Origin of the sequence: Nocardioides sp. (assembly GCF_014360585.1) — a bacterium.
GTDB lineage: Bacteria > Actinomycetota > Actinomycetes > Propionibacteriales > Nocardioidaceae > Nocardioides.
Genome location: NZ_JACIXG010000008.1, coordinates 42,477 through 61,551 on the forward strand (window position 1 = coordinate 42,477; position 19,075 = coordinate 61,551).

The 19,075-nt window shown below is 68.6% G+C and carries 24 protein-coding genes and 1 pseudogene; 10 read left to right on the forward strand and 15 right to left on the reverse strand.

The features are described from left to right. Positions 1-130: 130 nt before the first annotated feature. From egtB to egtD, 3 genes are read left to right on the forward strand one after another with little or no spacing between them, the layout of a single operon-like run. Entirely contained in the window at positions 131-1,399 is a 1,269-nt protein-coding gene (egtB, locus tag H5T77_RS04695; protein ID WP_292645700.1) for an ergothioneine biosynthesis protein EgtB, read from the forward strand. Then, positions 1,396-1,866: a hypothetical protein gene (locus H5T77_RS04700; protein WP_292645703.1), complete on the forward strand. Its 471-nt coding sequence runs from the start codon at positions 1,396-1,398 to the stop codon at positions 1,864-1,866. The genes egtB and H5T77_RS04700 overlap by 4 nt, the downstream gene beginning before the upstream one ends. Continuing rightward, positions 1,863-2,870 carry an L-histidine N(alpha)-methyltransferase gene (egtD, locus tag H5T77_RS04705; protein WP_292645706.1) on the forward strand — a complete coding sequence of 336 codons (1,008 nt, stop codon included), beginning with the start codon at positions 1,863-1,865 and terminating at the stop codon, positions 2,868-2,870. The genes H5T77_RS04700 and egtD overlap by 4 nt, the downstream gene beginning before the upstream one ends. Before the next feature lie 128 nt (positions 2,871-2,998). Here the strand turns inward: egtD and H5T77_RS04710 are convergent, their stop codons facing one another. From H5T77_RS04710 to H5T77_RS04740, 7 genes are read right to left on the reverse strand one after another with little or no spacing between them, the layout of a single operon-like run. Further along, entirely contained in the window at positions 2,999-3,172 is a 174-nt protein-coding gene (locus H5T77_RS04710; protein ID WP_292645709.1) for a CsbD family protein, read from the reverse strand. A gap of 54 nt (positions 3,173-3,226) precedes the next feature. Beyond that, on the reverse strand, positions 3,227-3,811 hold the full coding sequence (locus tag H5T77_RS04715; RefSeq protein WP_292645712.1) for a hypothetical protein: 585 nt from the start codon (positions 3,809-3,811) through the stop codon (positions 3,227-3,229). Next, positions 3,808-4,413, reverse strand: coding sequence for an Asp23/Gls24 family envelope stress response protein (locus tag H5T77_RS04720; RefSeq protein ID WP_292645715.1), 606 nt, complete (start codon positions 4,411-4,413; stop codon positions 3,808-3,810). Before H5T77_RS04720 ends, H5T77_RS04715 begins: the two co-directional genes overlap by 4 nt. Next, positions 4,410-4,814: an Asp23/Gls24 family envelope stress response protein gene (locus tag H5T77_RS04725; protein WP_292645719.1), complete on the reverse strand. Its 405-nt coding sequence runs from the start codon at positions 4,812-4,814 to the stop codon at positions 4,410-4,412. Before H5T77_RS04725 ends, H5T77_RS04720 begins: the two co-directional genes overlap by 4 nt. Then, positions 4,807-4,983: a DUF2273 domain-containing protein gene (locus H5T77_RS04730; RefSeq protein WP_179658733.1), complete on the reverse strand. Its 177-nt coding sequence runs from the start codon at positions 4,981-4,983 to the stop codon at positions 4,807-4,809. Before H5T77_RS04730 ends, H5T77_RS04725 begins: the two co-directional genes overlap by 8 nt. An 11-nt stretch (positions 4,984-4,994) precedes the next feature. Then, positions 4,995-5,348, reverse strand: a complete 354-nt coding sequence (locus H5T77_RS04735) for an Asp23/Gls24 family envelope stress response protein (RefSeq protein ID WP_292645722.1) — start codon at positions 5,346-5,348, stop codon at positions 4,995-4,997. Between the two features lie 2 nt (positions 5,349-5,350). Then, the gene (locus H5T77_RS04740; RefSeq protein WP_292645724.1) at positions 5,351-5,833 is read right to left on the reverse strand and encodes an Asp23/Gls24 family envelope stress response protein; all 483 of its coding nucleotides are present in this window, start codon (positions 5,831-5,833) and stop codon (positions 5,351-5,353) included. A 238-nt stretch (positions 5,834-6,071) separates the two neighbouring features. On the opposite strand from H5T77_RS04740, the gene H5T77_RS04745 reads away from it, so the two are divergent. Then, on the forward strand, positions 6,072-6,590 hold the full coding sequence (locus H5T77_RS04745; RefSeq protein ID WP_292645727.1) for an RNA polymerase sigma factor: 519 nt from the start codon (positions 6,072-6,074) through the stop codon (positions 6,588-6,590). After that, positions 6,581-7,054, forward strand: coding sequence for a hypothetical protein (locus H5T77_RS04750; protein WP_292645730.1), 474 nt, complete (start codon positions 6,581-6,583; stop codon positions 7,052-7,054). Before H5T77_RS04745 ends, H5T77_RS04750 begins: the two co-directional genes overlap by 10 nt. A 12-nt stretch (positions 7,055-7,066) precedes the next feature. Here the strand turns inward: H5T77_RS04750 and H5T77_RS04755 are convergent, their stop codons facing one another. The 3 genes from H5T77_RS04755 to H5T77_RS04765 form a co-directional block, all read right to left on the reverse strand. Next, positions 7,067-8,746 carry an alpha/beta hydrolase gene (locus tag H5T77_RS04755; protein WP_292645733.1) on the reverse strand — a complete coding sequence of 560 codons (1,680 nt, stop codon included), beginning with the start codon at positions 8,744-8,746 and terminating at the stop codon, positions 7,067-7,069. A gap of 118 nt (positions 8,747-8,864) precedes the next feature. Further along, positions 8,865-9,377: a lecithin retinol acyltransferase family protein gene (locus H5T77_RS04760; RefSeq protein ID WP_292645736.1), complete on the reverse strand. Its 513-nt coding sequence runs from the start codon at positions 9,375-9,377 to the stop codon at positions 8,865-8,867. 24 nt (positions 9,378-9,401) lie between these two features. Continuing rightward, a complete protein-coding gene (locus H5T77_RS04765; protein ID WP_292645738.1) occupies positions 9,402-9,836 on the reverse strand; it encodes a GtrA family protein in 435 nt (144 codons plus the stop codon). A 279-nt stretch (positions 9,837-10,115) separates the two neighbouring features. Here H5T77_RS04765 and H5T77_RS04770 point away from each other — a divergent pair, with 279 nt between their 5' ends. Beyond that, positions 10,116-10,394, forward strand: coding sequence for an LPXTG cell wall anchor domain-containing protein (locus tag H5T77_RS04770; protein ID WP_292645741.1), 279 nt, complete (start codon positions 10,116-10,118; stop codon positions 10,392-10,394). Between the two features lie 90 nt (positions 10,395-10,484). Here the strand turns inward: H5T77_RS04770 and H5T77_RS04775 are convergent, their stop codons facing one another. Beyond that, positions 10,485-11,954: a peptide MFS transporter gene (locus H5T77_RS04775; RefSeq protein ID WP_292645743.1), complete on the reverse strand. Its 1,470-nt coding sequence runs from the start codon at positions 11,952-11,954 to the stop codon at positions 10,485-10,487. 121 nt (positions 11,955-12,075) lie between these two features. After that, the gene (locus H5T77_RS04780) at positions 12,076-12,672 is read right to left on the reverse strand and encodes a helix-turn-helix domain-containing protein (protein ID WP_292645746.1); all 597 of its coding nucleotides are present in this window, start codon (positions 12,670-12,672) and stop codon (positions 12,076-12,078) included. Positions 12,673-12,825: 153 nt separating this feature from the next. Between H5T77_RS04780 and H5T77_RS04785 the strand changes: the two genes are divergently transcribed. After that, entirely contained in the window at positions 12,826-14,418 is a 1,593-nt protein-coding gene (locus H5T77_RS04785) for an MFS transporter (protein ID WP_292645749.1), read from the forward strand. Between the two features lie 48 nt (positions 14,419-14,466). Here the strand turns inward: H5T77_RS04785 and H5T77_RS04790 are convergent, their stop codons facing one another. Further along, complete coding sequence (locus H5T77_RS04790) at positions 14,467-14,850, reverse strand: winged helix-turn-helix transcriptional regulator (protein ID WP_292645751.1); 384 nt, start codon at positions 14,848-14,850, stop codon at positions 14,467-14,469. Positions 14,851-14,922: 72 nt separating this feature from the next. Between H5T77_RS04790 and H5T77_RS04795 the strand changes: the two are divergent. Beyond that, a pseudogene (locus H5T77_RS04795) lies at positions 14,923-15,861 on the forward strand (NAD(P)-dependent oxidoreductase); the annotation flags it as partial. A 57-nt stretch (positions 15,862-15,918) separates the two neighbouring features. Here H5T77_RS04795 and H5T77_RS04800 read toward each other — a convergent pair. Together H5T77_RS04800 and H5T77_RS04805 are read right to left on the reverse strand one after the other, a co-directional pair. Further along, the gene (locus tag H5T77_RS04800; protein ID WP_292645753.1) at positions 15,919-16,779 is read right to left on the reverse strand and encodes an alpha/beta fold hydrolase; all 861 of its coding nucleotides are present in this window, start codon (positions 16,777-16,779) and stop codon (positions 15,919-15,921) included. A 222-nt stretch (positions 16,780-17,001) separates the two neighbouring features. Continuing rightward, positions 17,002-17,484 carry a helix-turn-helix domain-containing protein gene (locus tag H5T77_RS04805; protein ID WP_292645756.1) on the reverse strand — a complete coding sequence of 161 codons (483 nt, stop codon included), beginning with the start codon at positions 17,482-17,484 and terminating at the stop codon, positions 17,002-17,004. Between the two features lie 44 nt (positions 17,485-17,528). Here H5T77_RS04805 and H5T77_RS04810 point away from each other — a divergent pair, with 44 nt between their 5' ends. Together H5T77_RS04810 and H5T77_RS04815 are read left to right on the forward strand one after the other, a co-directional pair. Continuing rightward, the gene (locus H5T77_RS04810; RefSeq protein ID WP_292645759.1) at positions 17,529-18,422 is read left to right on the forward strand and encodes a phosphotransferase enzyme family protein; all 894 of its coding nucleotides are present in this window, start codon (positions 17,529-17,531) and stop codon (positions 18,420-18,422) included. A gap of 90 nt (positions 18,423-18,512) precedes the next feature. Then, positions 18,513-19,067 carry a GNAT family N-acetyltransferase gene (locus H5T77_RS04815; protein WP_292645761.1) on the forward strand — a complete coding sequence of 185 codons (555 nt, stop codon included), beginning with the start codon at positions 18,513-18,515 and terminating at the stop codon, positions 19,065-19,067. Positions 19,068-19,075: the final 8 nt, after the last annotated feature.

Sequence of the window (19,075 nt, forward strand, 5' to 3'; positions counted from 1 at the left end):
TGTCACAGGACGCTGCACCGGGTTGGGCGACCCGGGCAGAGTAGTGCGTAGCAACCGGCGTACTCAACCTGCCGCCACAGCACCCAGGAACGACCTGGGTGGCCTCGGCTGATCCGACAGGAGACGTGAGATGGACACGACTACCGCGATCGCCCGCTTCGACGAAGTCCGGGCCGACACCGAACTCCTCGCCGAACCCCTCTCACCCGAGGACCAGACGGTCCAGTCGATGCCGGACGTCTCCCCGACCAAGTGGCATCGCGCGCACGTGACCTGGTTCTTCGAGACGTTCGTGCTGGCCGAGAACGAGCCCGGCTTCACCCCGTTCCAGGACAAGTACTGGTTCCTTTTCAACAGCTACTACGAGCAGGTCGGGCCGCGTTACGCGCGGCCGATGCGTGGTGTGATCAGCCGCCCCGGTGCGTACGAGGTCGGCGACTACCGGCGCAACGTCGACGATCGGGTCAGGGACCTGCTCGACCGCGTGGACGAGGGCACCTTCGCCAAGCTAGCCCCGACCATCGAGCTCGGCTTCCACCACGAGCAGCAGCACCAGGAGCTGCTGCTGATGGACATCAAGCACGTGCTCTCGCTCAACCCGCTGCAGCCGACGTACGCCGGGCGTCCGGTCGCGGGCGGCGGAATGGACCGGCTGGGGTGGGTCGACTTCGACGGCGGCCTGGTCGAGATCGGCTCTGCTGACGGCGGGGAGGGCGGTGGGTTCTGCTTCGACAACGAGCTGCCACGGCATCAGCAGTGGTTGGAGCCGTACCGGCTCGCCGACCGGTTGGTCACCAACGGCGAGTGGCTGGAGTTCATCGCCGACGGCGGCTACCGGCGCCCCGAGCTGTGGCTCTCGGACGGGTGGGCGCGGGTCAACGCCGAGGGCTGGGGCGCCCCCTTCTACTGGCGAGAGGCCGACGGCGTGTGGTTCGAGCACACCCTGCACGGCACGGTGCCGCTCGACCCGGGACTGCCGGTCTGCCACCTGAGCCACTACGAAGCCGACGCGTACGCCACCTGGGCCGGCAAGCGCCTCCCGACCGAGGCCGAGTGGGAGCACGCCGCCCAGACCCACGAGGTGACCGGCAACCTCGCCGACCGAGACAGCTTCCACCCACGCGCGGCCGGCCCCTCGACCGGCGGCCTGCGCCAGCTCTTCGGGGACTGCTGGGAGTGGACCTCCTCGGCCTACCTGCCCTACCCGGGCTTCCACCCCGCCGCCGGCGCGATCGGTGAGTACAACGGAAAGTTCATGTCGAGCCAGATGGTGCTCCGCGGCGGCTGCGCGCTCACCCCACCGGGACACACCCGGGCCTCGTACCGCAACTTCTTCCCTCCCGGCGCGCGCTGGCCGGTCACCGGCCTCCGGCTCGCCGACGACGGGCGTAGTGCGTGACCTGGTCGGCGTCCGTCCCGTGTGCCCATCGCGGCATCCTCGGACCGCCGCAGACGCATGTCGACTGGGCCTGCGATCACGGCGACTGTCCCGCTCCCTTGCAGGTCGGCCCATGGACCGTCGCGGTCAGCGGCACCATCGACGAGTCGTGGACGCTCATCCTCGACAGAGCGCAGCAGCAACGCCTGCCGGTCGGCTCTGCCGTGGTCCAGCTCGCCAACGAGATCGAGGTCGGTGACTACTCGGTCCTCCTCAGCGACGGGGAGGACCTCGTCCTGCTGACCGGTGACGAGGGCAGCCACCTGGTCCAGCCCGCGGCCTGGGAGTACGTCGTCAGCGGCCGTCCGCTCTCGGGCGCTCCGTCCACCCCGATCCCACCACGCACCATCGGCGTCCTCAGCCCGTGCGGGCCGACCTGGTGGCGGCTCGACATGCATCATCACAACTTGAAGGAGAACCACGCGTGACCCTCGACAGCAACGGCCAGACCAGCACCAGCACACCAGCCCCGGGCAGTCTCACCACCTTGTTGACCGCCGAGGACCTGCGGCAGAGCCTTGCGGAGGACGCCCGCACCGGCTTGAGCGCATCGCCGAAGTGGCTCCCGCCGAAGTACTTCTACGACCAGCGTGGTTCGGAGCTGTTCGAGGAGATCACCCGGCTGCCCGAGTACTACCCGACCCGCACCGAACGGGCGCTGTTGACCGAGCATGCGCGCGAGATCGCCGAGAGCTCCGACGCCGAGGTGCTTCTCGAGCTCGGGTCCGGCTCCTCGGAGAAGACCCGGCTCCTGCTCGACGCGCTGACGCAGACCGGTGGGCTGACGACGTACGTCCCCGTCGATGTCAGCGCCAGCGCGCTCACCCAGGCGATGGACGCGCTCGCCGAGGAGCGGCCGGGGCTCGCATTGCACGGCGTCGTCGCCGACTTCGACCAGCATCTCGGGCAGCTGCCGACCCCGGGACGTCGGCTGATCGCGCTGCTGGGCAGCACGCTGGGCAACTACGACCGCCCCGGGCGAGAGCGGTTCCTGCGATCGGTCGCCGCCGCCATGCAGCCCGGGGAAGGCCTGCTGCTCGGGCTGGATCTGGTCAAGGACCCCGGCCATCTGGTCGCCGCGTACGACGATGCCGCCGGGGTGACCGCCGAGTTCAACCTCAACGCGCTGCACGTCCTCAACCGCAGCCTGGGCGCCGACTTCGACGCCGACGGGTTCCGGCACCTGGCGCGGTGGAACACCGCGGAGGAACGGATCGAGATGCGACTCGTCGCCCAGGACTCCGCCCGGGTGGAGCTGCGCGAGCTCGACCTCGTCATCAAGTTCGACGAGGGCGAGGAGCTCCTCACCGAGCTGTCCTGCAAGTTCCGTCGAAGCAGCGCCGCTGACGAGCTGGCTGCGGCGGGCTTCCGCGACCTTCGCTGGTGGACCGATCCGGAGGAGGCGTACGCGCTCGTCCTGGCCAGGCGCTGAGCACGAGGTCGGCGTGCTGAACACGTCGACCGTGAACGCAGTCTGCTCGATGCCCCTGAGGACGGCGCGGCCCCCGCCCCCGCTCGGGGCCGCGCCGTCATCAGGAGCATCGAGCAGACCGATTGCTGCTACTTCTTGAACGCGTCCTTCACGTTCTCGGCGGCCTTCTTCACCGAGGCCCCGGCCTGGTCGGCCTTGCCCTCGGTCTCGAGGGACTCGTCGTCGGTCGCCTTGCCGGCGGCCTCCTTGGCCTTGCCGCTGGCGTCCTGCGCGGCGTTCTTCGCCTTGTCACTCATACTCATACCCGGACTCCTTCTCTCTTTGTGATGGATGGTGCGGGATCTCGACGAGCGCGATCACTGCACTCGTACGTTGGACTGGCGGCCGGCTCTGCCACGCCGCGGCGAATCGACCAGAATCCGGCAGGTCACCGCGTCGTCGGGGAATGCCGAGGCGAGATCTTGCGAGCAGGTCTCAGCGGCGTCGGTGATCGACGAGACCGAGGCGACGGGGTCGATCCGCCCACGCAGCAGGATCACCGGCCGCGACCGGATGGTCACCACCGTCCCGCTGACGCCGGTGAGGGCAGCCATGCCCTCGAGCCGGTCGGCGGCCGCAGCGGCGATCGAACGCAGGTCGGCTTCGACCCGGCCGGTCTGGTCGCTGGCCTGGAGGCGCAGGGTCGAGGGGCCGCGGCGCCCCAGATGGGACACCAGCCATACCAGGCCCAGCAGCCCGAGCAGAACGCCGGCTGCGGCGAACGCCCACGGGAACCAGCTCGTGCCCACGATCTCAGCGGCCGGGCCGGCGGACACCTCGTCCGGGTAGCCCTGCAGCACCCACTGGTAGTGCCAGTCGACGATCAGCAGCCCGAGGGCGATCAGAAGTACGCCGGCGAGCAGGGTGAGACCGCGGTCGAACCTGATCACTCGCGGAGTCATCGGGGCACCTCCGTGGCTCGCACCTTGATGCTGGCTCCGGTCAGCCGGCCGACCTCTTCGTCGAGGACGGCCCGCACGTGCTCTGCCACCGCGGCAGCCCCCTGCGGACCGTCGGGAGTGCTTCGCTCAGCGACGACGATGTCGACGACGGTGCGACGCCGAGTGCTGCGCGAGGAGTCGGCGGACATGACCCCCGGGAGCCGGTCGGCGGTCTCCTGAGCCAGGGCCGCGACGGCACCGGGCGCGAGCCACAGGTCGGCATCGCCCCTCACTCGCAGGTGCGTACGCCGCCCAGGCCTGAGCCCGAGCCAGATCAGCACCAGGCCGGCGAGTGCGACGACTGCGCCGCCGATCGCCAGTCCGACGGTGGCGCGCAGGCCGTCGCTGCCGTCCACCAGGGCGGGAGCGATCGGCGAGCCGGTGGCCCACCCCTGGCTGACCAGGAGGTCACGGACCGCCACCACGGCGATCCCGATCAGGACCAGCGCGAGCACCGTGGCCGCCAGGACCACGACGGGCGTGCGCCGAGGCTGAGCGCGCGGCACGGGCGGACGAGAGCTCGGTGCGACCTGCTCGTCCTGTTCAAGGGTCTGCGTGCTCATTCCACCCTCCTTCTGGTGTCGTCGGCGGCGGTCGGGTCGACCGCGTGCACGGTGACGTCCACGCTGCGGACCTCGATGCCGGAGAGGCGAAAGGCCTCTTCGCGTACGGTGTCTCGCGCTGCCGTGGCGATGCGTGAGACGTCGCCGGGCCAGATCATCGCGACGTCGAGCTTGACCCGGACGGCGCGACCCTCTGCCGTGATGTCGGCCTTCGGCAGCGCCATCCCGGTGATGCGGCCGAGCGTGCTGCTCTGCGCCACCGTCCCCGGCAGCCGCAGCGCCGCGAGCTCGACGATCCGCTGGAGCGCCTTGTTCCGGACGTCAAGCGTCCCGCGGTCCTCCGCCGGGTCAGCGGGCTCGGGGTCGAGGACGGCCGTCTGGCGCGTCGGGGACTCAACCACGGCGTCCTCGCAGCAGGCTACGAAGATCGAGCTCACCGTCGACCTGGCCCCCGATGAGGTAGCCGGCCCCGCCCAGCACGATGGCCAGAAGCAGGCCGACGAGGCCCCCGGTGACGATGGCGATCGTGAGCAACAGTCCGGCGACCAGGCCGAGTGTCGAGTTGGTCATGACGTGTTCTCCTAAGGAAGGTCAGTGCGGGTCGTAGCCGAGGAAGCGCTGTCGGGCAGGTGGATGTCCTCCACCGTGACGTCCACGGGGCCCGACACGTACGGCCGGACCGCCTGACGCACCGCGGCGGTGGTGTCGAGGACCGGCATGCCCCAGTCGAGGACGACATGGACCGAGCAGCCGGGCTCGCGCATCCGAACTCCGTTCACGCGGCGACCCGGAAGGTAGGTGGCCACCTCCCCCACGGCCCCGGCGTGCAGATCGTGGACGCCAGGCACCGCGAGCACGGCGGCCGCGACGAGGTCGACGACCTCCGGCGCGGCGCCGTCGGCACCGTCGTCCTGCGGGGAAGGGTCGGTGTGCACAGTCACTCCACCCGCCGGCCGGCATCCTGGTCGGCGTCGCTGGTCTCGTCCTCGAGGAAGACGTCGTGCACGGTGATGTTGACCTCGGTGACCTCGAGGCCGGTCATGCGCTCGACCGACGCCTTCACGTTGCGGCGGATGGCGCTGGCGAGGTCAGGGATCGAGGTGCCGTACTCAGCGACGATGTCGAGGTCGGCGGCAGCCTGCCGCTCCCCCACCTCCACGGCGACGCCCTGGCCAAGATTCGTACGCGATCCAGGGATGCGCTCGCGGAGCGCCCCCGCCGCACGCGCAGCGCCGCCGCCGAGGTCGTGCACGCCGCTGATCTCGCGCGCAGCGATCCCCGCGATCTTCGAGACCACGGTGTCAGCGATCGAGGTGCGCCCGTACTCGCTCGCCAGCGCGCCCGAGTCGCTCCGGTCCGTCGACTGGCTCTGGCCGTCGTTCGTCAGCGAGCTCGTGGTCCCGGTCTTCGACTGCGTCATGAGAAGAACCTTCCTGGTGATGTTCGGTGGTGTTCGTGGGTGTTGACGCTGGTTAGTCGCGGCTACCCCTCGATATGTCACAGAAATCCGGGTGTGTTCTACATCACACATCTTTGCTCGAGGATGGTAGAACTTCATCTATCTGGGATCTGCCCTGTCGTGGCAGCAGAAGAAGGACTCGGGGGCAATGTCGAAACCGCACGCGTCATCTGAGCCGTCGGCGACGGATGATGCCCTCGTGCGCGCGGCCCGCTTGGGCGACCAGGAGGCCTTCCGAGAGATCGTGGACCGCCACGGCCCCGCGATGTATCGCTACGCCCTCCGGTTGGTCGGCGACTCCACGGACGCCGCCGAGGCGACCCAGGAGGCCTTCGTCTCGGCCTGGCGCAGCCTGTCCACCTTCGCGGGGCACTCCTCGCTGCGTACGTGGCTGATCCGGCTCGTGCACCGCCGTGCGGCCGATCTCCAGCGGAACCGACGCGCGACTCCGATCGACGACGGGCTGCTGTCGCGACTGTCTCCGGCGGCGTCGGACAACCCCCTGCAGACCGTGATCGACGCCGAGCTCCTCCAGGCGCTGCAGCTAGCATTGAATGAACTACCGTGGCACCAAAGGGCGGCCTGGCTTCTGCGGGAGGTCGAAGAGATGAGCTACGAGGAGATCTCCGTCGCCCTGGCCATGCCGATCGGCGCCGTCCGTGGACACCTCTACCGTGGTCGACGCACACTCGCGGAGAGGATGGCACGATGGCGCTAGATCCCAGCCCGCTCGACCGCGCCACCCGCGCCGCTCGAGCCGAAGAGCCTGAGGGATGGGTCGACCTGGCCGAGTCGATCATGTCGCGGGTGCGACGGGTCGTCGTCCCCTCCGAGCCGATCCTGACCTTCACCGCGCAGGGCACACCCTCGCGCGATGCGGAGGGCTCGGAGACCTTCGTCTCCGCGCGCGTGGTCACCGCCGCGCTGCGCCGGCTGCTCCAGGAGCACCCGACCCACGCCCCGGAGACCATCGACCTGCACGTCGACGAAAGCCGCCTGACCGGCATCGACATCCGCCTCGTCGCCAGGTTCGGCGTCGAGCTCCACCCGCTGGCGGACACCCTGCGCCCGCAGATCTACGCCATCCTCCGAGACCTCCTCGGTCCGGCGCCCGGCGTCGACCCCTCGATGATCGAGATCGAGTACGTCGACGTCACCCGAGGCGACCCGAACCGGACCTGACCGGTTTATCAGTCACCGCAGCCACTCCCGAGCGCCGATCACCGCGGCCAGCTCGTCGGTCCGCTGATCGGTCCAGCCCGGCGGCGGCAGGATCGCCGCCCAGGCATGCACCGGTGCCGTACCGAACTGGTGGCCCTGACCGCTCGGCACCGAGTTGGCAGAGAACTGGTCGACGCCCAGCTGCAGCATCGTCACCCCGGGGATCCAGCGTACGTTCGGGGAGACGTCGCGCCCGCGCTCCTCCCCCAGCCAGTCCGGGCGCTCGAGCGCCACCGACGGCGTCCACCAGGTGATCGGGTCGTTCGCGTGCTGGAGGTAGCCGATCCGGGTGCCTTCCCAGGTCCCCGGACGCTGCCAGTCGTCGGGCCTGTCGGCGAACCGGACGATCTCGCCCTCGTCCAGGACCGGAAGCACCTGAGGGGTCCCCGGCTCGCGCTCCTCGGTGAACCGGTCCCAGAGCCGGTTGTCGGCGGTCGGGCCCACGAAGAGGGCGCCATCGGTGCGGGTGGCGAGGTCATGGTCGCCGCTGAACGCCGCCTCACCACCGAAGCTGCCCAGGCTCTCGCCGCTCACGACCAGCAGCGGACGATCGGCCTCAGGGATCTCCAGCCAGCGTCCGTAGATGGCGTCGAAGAGCGCCAGGCCGGCATCCTGCGCACGCTGCCGGTCCAGGATGAAGGACATCCAGCTCGGGAGGTAGGAGTACTGCAGGCTGACCGTCGCCGTGTCGCCACCCCACATGAACTCCAGCGCCTGGGCCTGGTTCTCGTTGACCCAGCCTCGACCGGTGCCGGTCACCACGTTGATCACCGCGCGATCGAAACCCCCGAGCGCGTCCAGCTCGGCCACCGCGGTCCTCGCCTCGTCGCGGATGTCGACGCCTTCAGGGCCGGCCCCGACGTACGCCCGAACCGGCTGTCGGGCAGGCTCCTGGGTGAACTCGCCGATGTCCGCCGCGGTCGGGGCGCTCGCGACGAAGACCCGCCCCTGGCGACCCAGCGCCTCCCACGCCTGGGACGAGGCCGGGCCGGCCGTGAGCTCGGGCGACGTCGGGGCGGGTACGCCGGTGCTGAACTCCTCGTTGATCGTCGCGAAGCTCGCATCGAGTGCTCCGAGCAGCCGGTTGCCGCCCACCCCGATCGCCAGCTGGTAGATCAGGACAGCGGCGAGCAGGCCGCCGATCACAGTGGACGGGGCAGCAGGAAGGAACCGGCCGACGAACCGGCCGAACGAGCTCCCGAGCGCCTTGCTCCCTCGCGACAGGCCGAGCAACAGCGCGAACAGGACCGCGGTGATCAGCACGCTGAGCACCAGATGCCCGACGCCGACCCGGTCGACACCGACCAGGTCGCGGACCTCGTTCTCCCAGCGCAGAGACAGCCCCAGCGCCACCAGGGTGCCGATGCCGCCGACGACGGCCAAGACCCGCCAGGCGATCACCCGCGCCCGGCCCGCCAAGCGCCCGCCGCAGCTGCGTACCAGCCAACCGGCCAAGGCGCCTGCGCCGTAGCCGGCAAGCATGCACAGCGCGGTGAGCAATGCCTGGAAGAGCGCGGTCCGCGGCATCAGTGACGGGGTCAGCGACGCCCACAGGAGCACGGCGGCACCGGCGGTCGCCGCGAACGGCGCTCGCAGCTGGCTGCGCAGTGCCTTGACCGCGCGGGCGACCCTCGGGCGCCAGATGTCGCTCACCATCAAGATGCTAACGCTGCACTCGTGGGTCGGATCGTCTTTCCAGGCGAAAGCTCGTGCCGCACCTCGCGATGCACTTCTCCTCGGCGCCTGGGTCACCCACCATTGGTCACGGCAGCTATGCCAGGTCAGGTGGCGCGGGCTCGGTCGATGTTCCCGGCAGCGCCACCGTCCGGGACCTGCTGCGCCGGCGCCACACGCCCCTCATGGCATAGGCGCACATGCTCACCGTTCCCAGGACGATCATGTGGACCCCAGCAGCCTGGGCCATGGTGACCGATGCGACTGCGCCCGGCGCCGCCACAGCCCAGTTTCGCACCTGCCGGCTCGCGGCCGAGCCGGTCGATGCCCACGTCGCGAAGTGCTCGCAGTTGTTCCTGAGCAGGTGGTAGCCGCTCATTCCGAGGTGAGACTCCGCGCGGCGGATGATCTCCTCGGTCGGCAGTCGGCTTCGGTACGTGCGGACGTACACGTCCCCGCCGTTGGCGAAGGATTCGAGCGAGGATCTCTCCACCCGCCGGCCGGTGGCCGCCGTGCCCGTGTAGTGGATGACGGTCCCGTCGCCACCATCGATGCCGTGGTGGGTGTAGTACCGAGTGCGGCGGACGAAGATGTGGTCACCGCGGGCCACGGGGCCACCTGCCTTCTCCGGTGATCACGCTGGCGGCCGCCACGGCTCGCGAACCACGGGCTGATCGAACACGAACCGCCGGAACACCCAGAATCGCGTCGCGGTGCTGATCCCCAGCCCGATCACATTGGCCGAAACGTTGTCCGCGAGCGGGCTGGACAGCCCCAGAACGTAACGGCTGATCCACAGGCACACCACGGGGATGGCCATCGTGAGCGCACCGAGGACGAAGAACCTGACCACACCGGTCGTCTGATCACTCGCCTGACGTTCCCGGAAGGCCCACAGCCGAATCCCGACGTACGCCACCACTCCGGCGACGACGTTGGCCAGCACGTACGCGACGATCGGATGGCTCCGCAGCGGAGCCGTCCCGAAGAGCAGGCCGTGCGCCAGCGCATTGAAACCCACGAACGACACTGCGGTCGCCAGACCGCCCACCGCGAGGAACCGGACCACCTCACCGAAGAGCCGGGACGCCTGGCTTCTCCAACTCGATGCGGCGGTCACCTCCGTGATGCTACCGACTCGGCAGCCCATTCTGGCTGCCATTTTTTACCAAAGGGCAGGCCGAATGAAGGATCAGTGCAAGCGAGCCATCAGTCGCCGGCGGGTCGTCGGAGTCAGACAACGCAAGAGGGTCGAAAATCCCGCCCACCCCAATATCGGGTAGCTGAAAGAGAACTCCCGCAGCCCACCCGCACGGTGGAGGACAGCCCGGCATCGGACGTCGCCGTGGTGGACTCGCCTGCCTCTTCGGTCACGGTTGTCATCCCGGCTGTCTACGAGACCAAGACCAACGAGTCGGAGAAGTGCGCGGCGGTCGTCAAGGACGCCAGCACCAAGACCGCCAGCACCACGGCCGCCTCCGAGGTCCCGAACCGGATCGATGCCGGTCTTGCTGGGAACCTGCCGAACACGGGCGGTCCGAACGGAGCGCTCCTCGCCCTCGGCGGGCTGCTCGCCGGCATCGGGGGCACCGGGGCCTTCCTGGCCCGTCGCAGGAAGAACGCCTGACACAGGTGGCACAGGTGTCCAGGTCGCGCCCCGGGCGAACGAATTTTCGTTCGCCCGGGACACTCCTTCGGGCGCGTACGCCGCAGAGACTCAGTGGACGCCGGCCATCAGCCGCCGGATGGGCCGATTGCCGATGAGCAGAAGGACACCGACGACCACGGAGGCGAGTCCGACCCACCAGAAGAATCCGCTGTCGTCGTTGACGTGGTAGTACGCGGCCAGCCGTCCCGACATCGCGGTCCCGAGGGCGATCGAGAGGAAGAAGAGCGCCATCATCTGGGTCCGGAAGCGCTGCGGGGCGAGCTTGGTGGCCAAGGAGAGGCCGACCGGGGAGAGCAGAAGCTCGGCGAGGGTGAAGAGCAGCAGGATGAACGCCAGGCCGACCAGCGGCACCGAGTGCGCGCCACCCGGCATCAGCAGGAACACCCAGAACGCGATGCCCATCAGGATGGTGCCGATCGCGAACTTCACCGGTGTCGAGGGCTGACGCGGGCCGAGCTTGGTCCACACGGCCGCGAAGACGCCGGAGAGCAAGATGATGAAGACCGGGTTGATCGAGTTCACCCACGAGACCGGCATCTCCCAGCCGAAGATGTCTCGGTCCAGGCGCTGGTCGGAGTAGACCACCATCACGGTGAACTGCTGCTGGTAGAGCGACCAGAAGACCGCGGAGGCGATGAAGAGGGGAACCATCGCCCACACCCGGCTCCGCTCGATGGCGGTGACCTGGCGGCTGAGCAGGATGACCGTGAAGAGCAGGACCGCGGCGACGACCGCGATGCCGATCACGATGTTGGCCAGTCGCGGAGCGGTGATGACGCCGGTCAGGCAGAGCACCACGATCACCGTCACGGCGCCGACGGCGATGGCGATCCAACGGCCGCGCTCCGAGGCCGGGAGCGGGTTGGGCACGACGCGGCTCTCGGCGGGAAGTCTGCTGCGACCCATCGAGTACTGCACCAGACCGAGGATCATGCCGATCGCGGCCAGCCCGAACCCGAAGTGGAAGCCCCACGACTTCTGCAGCAGCCCGGTCAGCAGCGGACCGACCAGCGCACCCAGGTTGATGCCCAGGTAGAAGAGGGAGAAGCCGGCGTCGCGACGCTCGTCGTCGGGGGCGTACAGCGTGCCGACCAGGGAGGAGGCATTCGCCTTCACCCCGCCCGAGCCGAGCGCGATCAGCACCAGGCCGACGCCGACACCGGCGATCCCGGGGATCAGGGCGAGGCCGAGGTGACCGAAGACGACCAGCCAGGCCGAGTAGAAGAGCGTACGCTCCGCGCCGATCAGACGGTCGGCGATCCAGGCCGCGATGATCGTGGAGAGGTAGACCGAACCGCCGTACGCACCGACGATCCCGAGCGCCACCGTCTCACTGATCCCGAGACCACCCTCGGCCGCGGAGTAGTAGAGGTAGATCGCCAGGATGCCCTGCATGCCGTAGAAGCTGAACCGCTCCCACAGCTCGACGCCGAACAGGTTGGCCAGTACGCGTGGCTGGCCCAGGAAAGACCGGTCGCTGGGATCGTCCGCGACGGCCTCACTTTTCGGTTGAATCATTCCCTCAGGTTCACAAGGTTGTCGTTTGTCATCCAAATCGCGAGCAACTGGATCGCGAGTCCTGTGACAATTGCCACGCGACCAAGGCGTTGAGGCAACAGGTTGCTGACGCCCGCAGCGTCTAGCGCGAGCTGGGTGCTTTGGGCGCGGCCCGGACGTGCGCGCGTTCGCCCTGCTTGCCGACCAGGCTGAGATATTCGACCGGCCCCGAGCTGGTGGCTGCGAACCAGTGCGGCGTACGCGTGTCGAACTCCGCTGCCTCGCCCGGCTCGAGGATGAGGTCGTGCTCGCCGAGCACGAGCCGCAGCCTGCCGTTGAGGACGTACACCCAGTCGTACCCCTCGTGAGTGCGCAGGTCCGGCTCGGCATCGTCGCGGCCGGCGGGAAGGACGAACTTGTACGCCTGAATACCGCCCGGCCTGCGGGTCAGGGGCAGGATCGTGGAGCCGTCCGCACACGGGATGGCTCGCAGGTTGATGCGCGGGTTCCCGGTGGGCGGCGCGTCTACGAGCTCGTCGAGAGTGACGCCGTGGGCACGCGCCAGAGGAAGTAGCTGCTCCAAGGTGGGGCGGCGCAGACCTGCCTCGAGCCGGGACAGCGTGCTGGTCGAGATCCCGGTCTCCTCGGACAGGTCACTGAGGGTGATCCCGCGACGTTGGCGGAGGCGCTTGAGTCGTGGTCCCACTGCGTCGAGGGTGCGATCGGGCGAGTGATCCATGTCGGCCAGTTTGCCATTCAGCAACAACGTTTGCGAATCCGCCATCTCGTGAGCACCATCGACTCACGTGGCCGTCGAACGACGGCCGCGGTCCTTCTCCGGGTCGCGGCGCCACTTCGTCCTGCCGCTGTGCAGGCTGTGAAAGGAACTCCATTGAGCACGAACCCACCTGTTTCCGGTGTCAGCCGCGACGACCCAGTCGACGCGGGAGGCTCGGCCATCCACGACGCCCGGCAGCGCCGCGCGATCTTGATCGCGGTCTGCATCGCGTTGATGGCCGTGATCGCCTCGGTCACCGGCCTCAACGTCGCCCAGCCCGAGCTCGCCGTCGAGTTCGACGCCTCGCAGAGCACTGTCCTGTGGTTCATCAACCTCTACACGATCAGCCTCGCCGCGCTCCTGCTGCCGTTGGGCGCGCTCGGCGACCGGATCGGCCGCAAACCCGTGCTGCTCGCGGGACTGACTGTCTTCGGTGCCGCGAACGTGGCGGCAGGGCTGGCCAACTCCTCGGAGATGTTGCTCGCCTCCCGCTTCGCCTCCGGTGTCGGCGCAGCCATGATCATGCCGGTCACCCTGGCGGTGATCACCTCGACCTTCCCCGATGAGGAACGCGCCAAAGGCATCGGCGTGTGGACCGGCGTCGCCGGCGGTGGCGGCATCCTCGGCATGTACCTGTCCGCCCTGCTCGTCGACGTCGCCACCTGGCGGTGGCTCTTCATGCTGCCGATCGCGCTCGTCCTGGTTGCGGTCGCAATGACTCTGCGCTCGGTGCCCAACTCACGCGAGCACACCGCGCACCGGTTCGACACGATCGGCTCGGCCACCTCCGTCCTCGCCGTCCTCGGGCTGATCTTCGCGCTCCACGAGGGTCCGGTACACGGCTGGACCCAGCCCGCGACCATGATCGGGCTGGTCGGTGGCATCCTCGCCGCGGTCGCCTTCGTCGTCTGGGAGCTGCGCCAGACGGCGCCTCTGCTCGACGTCCGGCTCTTCGGTGAGCGAGGCCTGGCCGGCGGATCGCTCACACTGCTGGTGGTCTTCGGGGTGCAGGCTGGGATCTTCGTCGTGCTCTTCCCGTTCCTTCAAGCCGTGCTGGGGTGGTCCGCGCTGCGGGCCACGTTGGCGATGATGCCGATGGCGTTGCTGATGATGCTCGCCTCCGGGCTCGCCCCGAAGGTCGCCGCCCGCGTCGGAGCACGAGCCACAACGGCTACCGGCATCTTTCTCGCCGGCGCCGGACTCGCCCTCATGGCCGGCCTGGTCTCCGTCGAGGGCGGCTACCTCGCGGTCCTGCCGGGCATGCTCTCCATGGGTATTGGCATGGGCCTGTCCATGACGCCCTCCACGGAGGCGATCACCAGCTCACTGCCCCGCGAGCGCCAAGGGGTCGCGTCCGCACTCAACGACGTCACCCGCGAGTTCGGCACCGCCCTGGGAATCGCCCTCCTCGGAGCCATCCTGTCCGCTGGCTACAAGAGCGCGATCGACGATCGTCTTGATGGCGTCCCGAACGACGTCGCGGACACAGCACGCGAGGGCATCGCGAACGCCGTCGCCGCAGCAGACGGCGCCGGCCCCCAGGCCGGAGCGCTGGTCCGGGTCGCACAGGAGTCGTTCGTCGACGGCTGGCAAAACGCCATGTGGGCAGGCGCCGCGGTGATGGCCGTCCTGTTCGTCTACATCCTTGCTCGTGGCCCGCAGGATGCCCGCAAGCCGGCAGACGCTGTCACCGAGGCTCATCGATGACCCATGCCCCGGCCCGTCGAGTCGCAGTCTCGATCCGCCTGACGGCGGCTACGACGGTCGGGGCAACAGGTCGGCGTCGCGATGCTCGACCAGCTCGGGCTGCTCGCGGGCGATGCGGCCGATCCCCCATTGACCGAGCGGCTCGAGCGCGGCATTGAGACTGCGGCCGTGCTCGGTCAGCGAGTACTCCACCCGCGGGGGCACCTCGGCGTACACCTCCCGGTGCACGAGCCCGTCCTGCTCCATCTCGCGCAGGTGCTGGGTCAGCATCTTCTCGCTGACGCCGGGCAGGCCACGCCGCAGCTCGGCGAAGCGGCGTACGTCGTGCTCGTCGAGCTCCCACAGGATCAGCCCCTTCCACTTGCCGCTGACCACGTCGAGCGCTGCGTCGATGCCGCAGATGTAGGGACCGTTTCGGGCCTGCTTCGTCACGGGGTTGCTCCTCACGAACCTTTTGGTAAGTACCCCAGTTATTAGTGGGTACTCCCGCAACTCTACGCAAAGGCCGAGGATGGTGCGTACCGATCGAGAACGAGACGAGAGAAGTCCACCATGAATCAATCCCGCTCCGCCGTCACCCTCATCGGCCTCGGCCCGATGGGACAGGCCATGGTCCACAGCCTCCTCGCGGCCGGGCATCAGGTGACCGTTTGGAACCGGACGACCTCGCGTGCCGACGAGGTCGTCGCCGCCGGCGCGCAGCTGGCCGACTCGCCCGCCAAGGCGGTCGCGGCGAGCGACCTGGTCATCCTCAGCCTGACCGACTACCAGGCGATGTACGACGTGCTCGGCTCCGCCACCGACGAGCTGAAGGGGCGCACCGTCGTCAACCTCAGCTCCGAGTCGCCTGAGGGGACGCGTCGGGGGGCGGAGTGGGCGGCCTCGCACGGCGCGCAGTTCCTGACCGGGGGCGTGATGATCCCGGCACCGATGGTCGGCACACCCGATGCGTTCGTCTACGTCAGCGGCTCGGCCGACGCGCTCTCGCCGCACGAGGATGTGCTGGCTCGCATCGGGGAGGTCCGCTACCTGGGCGAGGACCCCGGGCTGGCTCAGCTGATGTACCAGGCGCACCTGGACGTCTTCCTGACCTCCCTCTCGTCGCTGCTCCACGCCGTCGCGCTGCTCGAGACGGGCGGCATCAAGCCGTCCGCGGCCATCCCGGAGCTGATGCAGACCCTCGCCGGCATCCCGCCGATGCTGGCTGTCGGCGAGGACTTCGGCGCCCAGCTCGAAGCCGGCGAGCACCCCGGCCACCTGAGCACCGTCACGATGATGGGCGCCACCGCCGACCACCTCGTCGAGGCCAGCGAGGCGGCCGGTATCGACACCGACCTCCCCCGCGCCGTCCAGGCCCACTACTCCTGGGCCCGCTCCCGTGGCTACGGCGGGGAGAACTGGTCCCGGATCATCGACGCCATCCGCCCGTACGCCCGAGGGTGACCTGCCGTGAGGGGGGCCTCCCGCAAGGAGGCCGCCTCCGTCCCGACCGAGCAGCAGTCAGGAACGAGCCCTGAGCCAGTCGATCACGTCCGCGGTGATCTCATCGCGGTTGGTCTCGTTGAAGATCTCGTGGCGCGCCTCGGGGTAGAGCGTCACCGTCACATCCTTCAGTCCGGCCTCGCGATAACGCTCCCCCAGCAGCTCGATCAGGGCGCCACCTCCAGCGAGGGGGTCGGCGTCGCCGGAGACGACGAGAATCGGCAGATCGGAGCGGATCCCACCGATGGCTGCCGGGTCGGCCAGACGCTCGGCGCCGGCGAACAACTGAGGCACGGCGGTGTCGGGCAGATCGAACCCGGACAGCGGGTCTGCGACGTACGCATCGACCTCGGCCTCGTCGCGTGAGAGCCACTCATACCCGGTCCGGTGCTCGAACCCGGCGTTGAACGCCTCCAGCCCGACCGGCCCCTCGGCGCTCGAGAGCGCACCAGCGAGTACGTCGAGGGCGGTCGAGCCCGACAGCACCACACCGTCGTACAGGTCGGACCGGTCCAAGAGCACCGTCTGCGCCGCAAAGGACCCCATCGAGTGCGCAACCAGGAACACCGGGACCCCGGGGAAGTCATCGCGCAGCGAGGCACCCATGGCCGCGACGTCGGCCACCAGCGCCTCGAAGTCGAAGTGACCGAGCTGGTCGGCCGACGCGACGGACCCGCCGTGACCGCGGTGGTCGACCGCCCGCACGACGTACCCAGCCTCGACGAGAGCCCGGGCGAGCCGGTCGTATCGCTGCCCGTGCTCGGCGATGCCGTGGGCGATCTGGACAACGCCCCGCGGCGCGGACAGCTCCTCTCCCCATGTCCGGATCGCGAGCGCGGTGCCGTCGGTCGGCGAGACGAATGTGGCTGTGGTGGGCATGGGGCCTCCTGGTGACGGGGTGCCCATGCTGCCATTCCTGCGGCGATCCCGGCAGGTGATCGGGCACCTACACGGGCTGGTCCTCGAGGTGCCCCGGTGGTCTCGTCGTCGGGCTCGGTGAAGCAGTACGGGGTCCCATCCGTGATCGCGCGCGCTCCTTCGAACAGCGGCAACGCTGCCCTGCCCTGATTGGCAGGCCTATACACACGTCGACGCTTCGACTCATCGGCGCACCCGCTTGGGCAGGGCAAGGTTCTGTTCAGCCAGCGACTGGCCCGGTGCCGTCTCGTAGCGGTTCATTCCTTCAGTGACAAAGTCGAGCACCCCAAGGACACGGCAGTCTTCTAGGAACACGTCGAGGCCGACGCTGGCGTCTCCCTGCTCGAGCTTTCGGAGCGTGTTTCGACTGATGCCGGCACGGTCGGCTACCTGTTCTGCCGTCAGGCCTTGCAGACGGCGGAACGTAGAGACGTAGTCTCCTAGCGTGCGGGCTGTACGCCGCGACTTCGCAGACAATGGGCGCTTCGCATGGACAGTCACCTTGACCTCGTAATGGTCATTACGTTGACCATCGTGCAGCGCATCGTGGTCAACGTAATGACCATTAAACGCGCCGTAGCGATCTGCAGCCTCCATGTGCCACGTCTGTTGGGCCTCGACCAGGTCGAGTGCGGGCTCGAGGCAGCCGGGACTGTCGCGCGCCATGCCAACTTGGCCCGCCCGGCAAGATAACGCGAAGGAGTGCACCGATGACGGCGACCAATACGACCAGCTACGAACTTGGAGTATTGCGGCGGGCAGCATCGCATGCAGGGTTGGACGTAGCAGACACCAACTTGTTGAGGAACGGCTCGAACGCGATCTATCTTCTGCCACACGCTGGGGTTGTAGCCCGCGTCGGCGGGGCCGGCACAGCCGAGAACGCCGCGCGCCAGCTCCAGATCGCTTCCTGGCTATCCGATAGCGGGATAGAGGCGACCCGGCCGATCGATGGATTGGACCTCGTCACTGTCGATGGCCGGCCCGTGACCTGGTGGACGCCCATCGCGACCCATCGTCATGCGACACCTCCCGAACTGGGTGCTGTCGTCCGCAGGCTCCATGACCTCCCGGCACCGACCGCCATCGACTTACCGAACCTCGACATGATGGGACATGTCGCCGAGCGCATCGTGTCTGCGAGCGGAATCTCCACTGCCGACCGCAGCTGGCTTCAGGACCGACTCGCCAGCCTGAGCACGGAACTGGCAACCACCGATGTCCTCGAAGCCCGGAACGTCGTGCATGGCGACGCTTGGCAAGGCAACCTGGTCGTACCCGATGGCGGCTCACCGATCCTTCTGGACTTCGACCACGTCTCGATCGGGCACCCAGCCTGGGACCTGATCCCCCTCGCCGTCGACCACGAAGACTTCGCCCGGCTCAACAGCGACGACTACGCCGCCTTCGTCACTGCCTACGGTGGCTACGACGTACGCGAAGCGCCCTGGTTCCGAGCGCTCGCCGACCTGCAAGAACTGCGTTGGACTGCGTACGTCGCGGTCAAAGCAGCGCACAACGCCGGCGCGGCAGCCGAGGTTTCCCACCGCCTTGCCTGCTTGCGCGGTGAGGTTCCTCGACCCTGGAGATGGACCGCTTTCTGACCGCACAGGTGCAAGCGGGTCGGCTAGCCTCTTGGCACCGGCCTTGGAGCACTCCGGATATCCGGTCCGTGCCCCGCACATAGGAGCTGCATGATCAGGACCTACGCGCCCGCTGACCACGACGCGCTCATCGATCTCTTTGCCCGAGCGGGCGTCGACTCCCCCAGCGGCGAACTGTGGAGACACCTACCCTCCGAGCAGATGGTCTATCTCGCCCCCTACATCGAGCACTGCCCCGACACCCTCTTCCTCGCCGAGATCGACGGCGACCTCGTCGGCTACCTCACCGGCTGTCCCGACAGTGCGCTTCTCCCCGGCGAGGACGAGCTGTTGACCCAAGCGATCACCCGCCACAAGGTGATGCTCAGGCCGCGGTCGATGCCGTTCTTCGGCCGAAGCCTCATCGACATGGCCAAACACGTCCGTGACTGGCCTGAAAAGGCCGTCGGCCCAGTGACCGAGAAGAAGAGTGGCGTTCGAGACATCGACGCTGTGTTGGAGGGCCTCGGACATGTCAAGGTGATCTCGCGAGCAGTTGGTGATTTTGAGCTCGCGACCCGTTCCGTTCTGGCTGTCGCGGTGCAGCCGAGTTCTGCTCATTCGGGGCTGGGGTTTCCGATGGAAGGGGGAACATCTGCCAGGTGACTGCTTTC